The following is a 6,574-nucleotide window of genomic DNA, read 5'->3' on the forward strand; positions in this document are numbered from 1 at the left end:
GTTACCCAAACGCGGCCGTCCAAAACGCCACCGCCAAACAGCCGCACGCCCCCCTAGGACAAAAACGCCTTGTTTACGGGGAGGTGGTAGGCTTCGGCTATGCCGCACAAACCCTCGTCGGGAATGGTGCTGGCGAACGTATCGTTGCCGCCGTTCATGGCGCGGGCGGTGGCGTAGATGCCGGCCGCCTTCGCGATGGTGTGCATGAGGCCGAAAGCGGCATCGAACGTCGCACCCGGGCAGAACACGCCGTGGTGCGCCCACACGCACGCGTCGTAGGTGCGCATCACGTCAGCCGTGGCGGCCGCAATTTCGGACCCACCCGGAACCATCCATGGCACCACGCCCACACCGTGCGGAAATGCCACCATGCTCTCCAGCAACATCTTCCACAGCGTGCGTGTGAACGTGCGCGCATCGAGCGGCAGCACGTTGGTAAGCGCCACCACGTCGGCGGGATGCGCGTGATAAAGCACGCGGTCGGCCCCCGCCGTCACCTCCTTGCGCACGGCGTGCACGGCTACGTGGCTGGCAAGTTCGCTCGTGGGCACGGCGCCATCCTTGAAGCCCCACACGATGCGCCACGCGTCGCCCGCCGCGCTCAGCTCCACAATACCCGTGGAAGCATCCGGGTCAAGCGGCACGGAGCGCATGTGGGCGCCCGCGGCGCTCACCATGAAAAACTCGCCGCGCAGGTTGTCCGCCTGCACGCCCAATGGCACCCATGAACTGGGGTTATCGTAGAAAAACGAGCGGCACGACGCCACGTCTTCGGGCTTGAGTCTATACGACAGGTTCCCGCCGTTAGCCTCGTGCCAGCCCTGACTCCACCCATCGGCACACAGCCTCAAAAACGACTTCGCGAATGCCTGCTGCTCCACGGCCACGCCGGACACGGCACCTTTCGCGGCCGACACGCCCTTGTCGAGCATCTCTTGCGCGTTGTCGAAGAATCCCATGGTTCCTCCTGTGTTCGAAAAAGAATGCCCGCCCGGCATGTGCCGAACGGGCATTCATCATAGCATGCGGAACCAGTGGTTAGAGCGAGGCCACCCACAAGCCGTGGATGTTGCAGTACTCGTACACACGCACGGGCTCGTCGCCCTCTGCCACGGCGAAGTCGGCCACGGGGGCATCCTCAGGCGTGAGTTCGACGAACTGGTAGCCGTTCTTCGTCTCCAGGCACACAAACGTGATGTAGTGCTCCGGCGTCATGGGATGCAGCGTGCTGCCCACCTGAACATGGACGTTCGAGCCGTCCACCTTCACGTCGGGCACGTGCTTCTCCAGCGCAGCGTCGGTGGTGTTGGGCACAAGCTCGGTCATCTGCTCGCCGCAGCACACCAGCGGCACACCCGAGTCAAACGGCTTTACCGCAATGTTGCCGCAGTGTAGGCACTTGTAGAATTTCAGTTCCATGATTTACCCCCTTCGGGTCTTACCGGCATGACGTCCCTGCTGGGTGCCGCGCCGGATCTCACGTCCGTTCTCGATCGTACGCGTTATATGTTACTCTGATTGTTGCAATTCTGGAAGCCCCTCTTGCGGCTTCTTCATTACAAGCGCATAAACCAGCACACCAATGCCCACTAGTATGAGCGGCACGGACAGCAGCTGCCCCATGGTCAGCCAGCCGCCCCACAGATATCCTAGCTGCGCGTCCGGCACGCGCACAAATTCGATACTGAATCGAAAACAGCCGTACAGAATAAGGAACACGCCGAGGAACGTGCCGCGCGGCCGCGGCGGAAGCTTGCGCGAAAGCGCGAACAGCACTATGAACAGCACCACGCCTTCAAGAAGCGCCTCGTAGAGTTGAGAGGGATGGCGCGGTATCATACCGGCCGCCCCGCCGAACACCACGCCCCACGGCGCATCGGTGGGCGCGCCCCACAATTCGCCATTCACGAAGTTCGCCAAACGACCGAAGAAAAGGCCGATGGGAGCCGCAACGCACCCGAGGTCCGCCAGCGTGAGATACGGAATGCCGGTAAGTTTTGCCGCCGCAATGCCCGACAGCAGCGCCCCCACCAGCCCCCCGTGGAAGCTCATGCCACCGTGATTAAACGCGAATATCTCCAGCGGATTTTGCAGGTAGAACTCCAGTCCGTTACCGTAGAACAGCACATATCCCAAGCGCCCGCCCAAAATGACGCCCAAGATAACGCAGAACATGATAGTGAGCAGCGCATCAGCATCCACCCGAATGCGCCAGCGTCGCGCCAGTCGCCAGATGAGCAGCGCCGCCAAGATGAAGCCCGCAATGTAGGCAATCCCATACCACCGCACCACAAAAGGGCCGGCCACAAACACGATAGGATCGAGATTCTGGTAGATATCGTTCAGCATGTGCGTCCCATGCCCGCGCCTACTTCAATGGCGGCGAATCGCACCTCTTCGCGCAGTTGCGAGGGGATGTTTTGCATGCTGGAAACCTTGGTTCCGCAGGCAGGACAGCGCAGGGTGAACATGGCCAAATCGGCGCGCACGACCATCATGGAATCGTAGCAGCACACGTCCAAATTGGACGCGCCGCAGGCCGGGCAGGACACCGTCTGACTCATGCGCTCACACTCCTTCGCCTCTTCCGCCGATCCGATGAATATCATTGTAGCAGACTTCCCAAAAGCGCAACCTCACGCACACGCAACGCTTGCCACCCAAGCGGCAGGGGCGCTTGGAACGCCCTGCACCCTTATCCCGCGCAGAAAACACAAGCGCGGCCGCCCGTCCCCGAGGGGTCGAACGGCCGCGCATCTCGTGCGGTTCGTCTTCGCTTGCGCCCCGCAAAGGGGCGTCTACAGCAAGAAGCGATTCGGGTTGCCCTGCCGCTCGCCCCTCTCGGGCGCGTCAGCCAGGTTAGGCCCCTGCGTGAGGAAGTGCTCGCAGAAGCGGCAAACTTCCTTGACGGCCGCCTCGTAGTCCCGCTCGGGGTTGAGCAGCACCGTGACGTCCGTCGCCACCACATGGGTGGCGCGATTGCAGGCGGCATAGTGGCAATCGGCTGGGCACGGCTCGCCGGGTGTGTTGTGCGGGCAACGCGACATCATCTCGTCGTCGCAGCCGCGCCTCTCCCAACAGTTCGCCATGAGCCCGCCTTCTTCCTACTGCTCGTGCGCGGGGATGACTTTCGTCACGCCGGGCACGCGCTCCTTCAGGATGCGCTCCACGCCGTTGGCCAGCGTCATCTCGGACATGGGGCAGCCCTTGCAGGCGCCCTGCAGCTCCACCGAAACCACGCCGTCGGCGTCCACGTCAACCAGCTTCACGTCGCCACCATCAGCCTGCAGGCTGGGACGGATAAGCTCAAGCACAGCCGCCACGTCGGTTTTTTCAACCATGGATGTCTCCTTCTCGATATGATGTCTCTCGGGTGCCGATTCTACCATAGCAGGGCCGGGCCTCGGCGCTCGCCAAGAAAAAGCACGAACGGGAGGCGCGTACCTGCGACCAGCCTTGAATCCTCCGGCGCTTACGCCACCGGCTTCCAGTCCTTCCCCAGAATGACCAGTACGTCGGTTTCGTATTCGTAGTAGCCCAGGCCCTGAATGACGCGGCCGATGCCCAGGCTGGCCGCCACATCCTGCGCCTGCGCCTCATGTTCAGCACCGTCGTAAATAACGAGCGTCTCGGGGAAGGCATCGCTGTCCGCGTTGCCCGTGCCCGCCACATCGAAGCCTTCGGCGGTCAAGAGCTCGCCCGCCTGAGCAGCCCCTCCGGCAATGCCGGCACCGTTGCGTACCTCAACCTTGAAGGCCTTGCGGTCGACACCCGTCGGCGCGACCTTGTCGGTAGGGGGCTCTTCGCCCTTATCCACCGCTTCCATCATCTGCTCCCAGGCATCGCTCGATGCAACATAATACTTCACGTCATCGGCGGTGCTTTCGTAGCCCGGCACAAGCGCGCCAGCCACCGAGGCGGCTTCCACGCCTCCGAGCGACCCCGCCAAGCCAAGCGCGTCCATGGCCGAAATGTCAGTGGCAAACGAGCCGCCCACCGAATCGAGGAAGGTCGCGAACGCAAGTGCCCCTTCGCGGTCGAACGCCCGCTCGGCGAGTGCCGCCACGAACGCGCGCTGGTTTTTGGCCTGGTCTTCCACGCCCTCCTTGAAGTTGCTTGCACGCAGAAAGGTGAGCGCCGCGTTGCCATCGAGCGTCTGCTCGCCGGGCGCCAGGTAGGTGTCGCCCGCCTGCGGGTCGTCCACCTCCTGCTCCACGTTCACCGGCACGCCGCCGAGCGCGTCAACCAGGGCGGTAATGCCCGCTGCATCCGTCTTCACATAGTGCGCGATGTCGACACCCGCGAAGCCCGCTACGGCCGTGATCAGGGCTGCGTCGCCCTCACCGGCCGCCTCGCGCAGCCGGTGCGCCTTGCCGTCTGATAAGGTCACCCGCAGGTTCGGGGGCAGTGACACCAGCGTCACCTTGCCCGCCGCCTCGTCCACACGCGCCAGTACGAAGGCGTCGGGGCCTTCCTCGTCGAGCGCCGCCGAGGCCGCGCCCAGGTCAGCCACTAAAAGCGCGTACCACGGCCGCTCTTCCTTCAGGGCCGTGAGCGCTGTTTTCGCGTTGGAATCGGCAAGCCCCATCTTCCCGTCCAGTGAGCCAAAGAACGTGGCTACGCCCACGCCACCGGCGATGACAGCCACCACCACGATGGCCACGAGACCCACCGCAATGCGTCGCACGCGCGCCTTGCGCTGCACTTCTTCGGTGAATTCGCGGCGGCTTACGCGGCGCGCGTACTCCGAGGAACTCTCGCGCGTGGCGGTATCGGGCAGCAGCGTGTCCACCACGCCACGGGCCGCGCGCCGCTTCTTGCGCGAGTTCGAAAAGCCCACCGCATCGGCATTCATGTGGCGCGACGAGCTATGCGCGCGGCGCTGCACGTGCGTGCCAATGGTGGCCGAGCGCATGCGACGCGAGGTAAGCTTCGATTGCGACGCGGTGAAGCCCTTCTTTTTACTGAACATAGGCCTGCCGCCTTATCAGCACGCCGGCAGCGCGTCGTCCACGGTTGCGCGCACGACATCCGCCCCGAGCGTTGCTAGTTTGCCCACGTAATCTTCGTAGCCGCGGTCGATGTGACCAATGTTGTGAATGCGCGTCTCACCTTCGGCCGACACGCCCGCCAGCACCAGTGCCGCGCCGGCGCGCAGGTCGGTAGAGGACACGGGCGCGCCCTGCAGCCCCTCCACGCCGCGCACGAGCGCATGATGGTCTTCAATGGTGATGTCCGCCCCCATGCGAATAAGTTCGCTGGCGAACATGAAGCGGTTCTCAAACACGTTTTCCGTGATGACCGACGTGCCGTCGGCGCAGGCCGCCAGCAGCATGAACTGGGCTTGCAGGTCGGTAGGGAAGCCGGGGTGCGGCAGCGTTTGAATGTCGGTGGGCGCAAGCGGGCCCTCGCGGCGCACGGTGATCCAGTCTGCGCCCGTTTCCACGTCGCAGCCCATGGCCTCCAGCTTCATGAGCGCCATGCGCAGATACGCGGGGTCAACGCCGCGCACGGTCACGGGGCCACCCATGAGCGCGCCGCCCGCGAGGAACGTGCCGGCTTCAATGCGATCGCCCACTGTCCGATGCTCGCAGGGGTGCAGCGACTCCAGCGGCACGCCCTCCACCTCGACAAACGACGATCCGCCGCCCGATACACGCGCACCCATGGCGTTCAGCATGTTTACAAGGTCAACAATTTCCGGCTCGCGCGCCGCGTTCTCGATGGTGGTAGTGCCCTCGGCCACCACGGCCGCCATCAGCAGGTTCTCCGTTGCACCCACGCTGGGGAAGTCCAGCACCACGTGCGCACCCATAAGCCCATGCGGCGTGGTTGCTTCCAGAAAGCCGTGATCCACAACGAATTCCACGCCGAGTGCTTCCAGGCCCACCAGGTGCATGTCAATTTTGCGCGCGCCAATCTGGCACCCGCCCGGCATGGCAACACGCGCCTGCCCAAAGCGCCCGATGAGCGGCCCGAGCACGGCAATGCTCGCGCGCATCTTCGACACCAGCTCATACGGCGTTTCCCACTTGTCCACGGCCTCGGTGTCGATAACCAGCGTGTGCCCCTCGCGCTCCACGCGCGCGTTCAGGCAACGCAGCACCTCCGCCATAATGGCAATATCCGAGATGAGCGGCACGTTTTCAATGACGCTTTCGCCGCGACCCAAAAGCGCCGCCGCCATGAGCTTGAGCGCCGAGTTCTTCGCTCCCGAGACGGCAACCTCGCCAGTGAGCACGCCGTTGCCTTGCACGATGATGATCTCTTCTGCCATGAGAGCGTCCCTCCATGCCCGATTACCAGGCCATTCGCCGTATCGTATTCTCTATCGTCAACCCCACCGCTCAAAGCAGCGAGTTTTTTGCCACCCACCCATTATAAAAACCAGAGGCCCGCACAAAGCAGGCCTCCACAACGAAAGCAGAAGGGGAAAGAGATTATTGCGCAACTAACTCTACGTGAACCAGGATTGATACGCCCGTCGTTGCGAGCATCCCTTGTCATCCTGAGCACTGATAATAGTTATTGGGTTGAGGGGTTGAAGAAGATGTGCTGCAATCCTATGCGAAGG

The 6,574-nt window shown here is 63.3% G+C and carries 8 protein-coding genes; all 8 read right to left on the bottom strand.

Annotated features, from left to right (window positions below; all coding sequences use genetic code 11):
* Positions 1 to 53: 53 nt before the first annotated feature.
* The 8 genes from rhaD to murA all read right to left on the bottom strand — a co-directional run bounded on the left by rhaD (position 54) and on the right by murA (position 6,277).
* Positions 54 to 959 carry a rhamnulose-1-phosphate aldolase gene (gene rhaD, locus QNJ86_RS09345; RefSeq protein WP_283832344.1) on the bottom strand — a complete coding sequence of 302 codons (906 nt, stop codon included), beginning with the start codon at positions 957 to 959 and terminating at the stop codon, positions 54 to 56.
* Positions 960 to 1,038: 79 nt separating this feature from the next.
* Entirely contained in the window at positions 1,039 to 1,419 is a 381-nt protein-coding gene (locus QNJ86_RS09350) for a desulfoferrodoxin family protein (protein WP_283832345.1), read from the bottom strand.
* A gap of 90 nt (positions 1,420 to 1,509) precedes the next feature.
* On the bottom strand, positions 1,510 to 2,349 hold the full coding sequence (gene lgt / locus QNJ86_RS09355) for a prolipoprotein diacylglyceryl transferase (RefSeq protein WP_283832346.1): 840 nt from the start codon (positions 2,347 to 2,349) through the stop codon (positions 1,510 to 1,512).
* Positions 2,343 to 2,564, bottom strand: a complete 222-nt coding sequence (locus QNJ86_RS09360; protein WP_283832347.1) for a UDP-N-acetylmuramoylalanyl-D-glutamate--2,6-diaminopimelate ligase — start codon at positions 2,562 to 2,564, stop codon at positions 2,343 to 2,345. The genes lgt and QNJ86_RS09360 overlap by 7 nt, the downstream gene beginning before the upstream one ends.
* Positions 2,565 to 2,798: 234 nt before the next feature.
* The gene (locus tag QNJ86_RS09365) at positions 2,799 to 3,089 is read right to left on the bottom strand and encodes a hypothetical protein (RefSeq protein WP_283832348.1); all 291 of its coding nucleotides are present in this window, start codon (positions 3,087 to 3,089) and stop codon (positions 2,799 to 2,801) included.
* 15 nt (positions 3,090 to 3,104) lie between these two features.
* Positions 3,105 to 3,341 carry a NifU family protein gene (locus QNJ86_RS09370; protein ID WP_283832349.1) on the bottom strand — a complete coding sequence of 79 codons (237 nt, stop codon included), beginning with the start codon at positions 3,339 to 3,341 and terminating at the stop codon, positions 3,105 to 3,107.
* Positions 3,342 to 3,472: 131 nt separating this feature from the next.
* Entirely contained in the window at positions 3,473 to 4,972 is a 1,500-nt protein-coding gene (locus QNJ86_RS09375) for an LCP family protein (RefSeq protein ID WP_283832350.1), read from the bottom strand.
* A gap of 15 nt (positions 4,973 to 4,987) precedes the next feature.
* Positions 4,988 to 6,277 (bottom strand): UDP-N-acetylglucosamine 1-carboxyvinyltransferase, encoded by a 1,290-nt coding sequence (gene murA / locus QNJ86_RS09380; protein ID WP_283832351.1) that lies wholly within the window; start codon positions 6,275 to 6,277, stop codon positions 4,988 to 4,990.
* Between the last annotated feature and the right edge of the window lie 297 nt (positions 6,278 to 6,574).

This window comes from Gordonibacter faecis (genome assembly GCF_030077735.1).
Taxonomy (GTDB): domain Bacteria; phylum Actinomycetota; class Coriobacteriia; order Coriobacteriales; family Eggerthellaceae; genus Gordonibacter; species Gordonibacter faecis.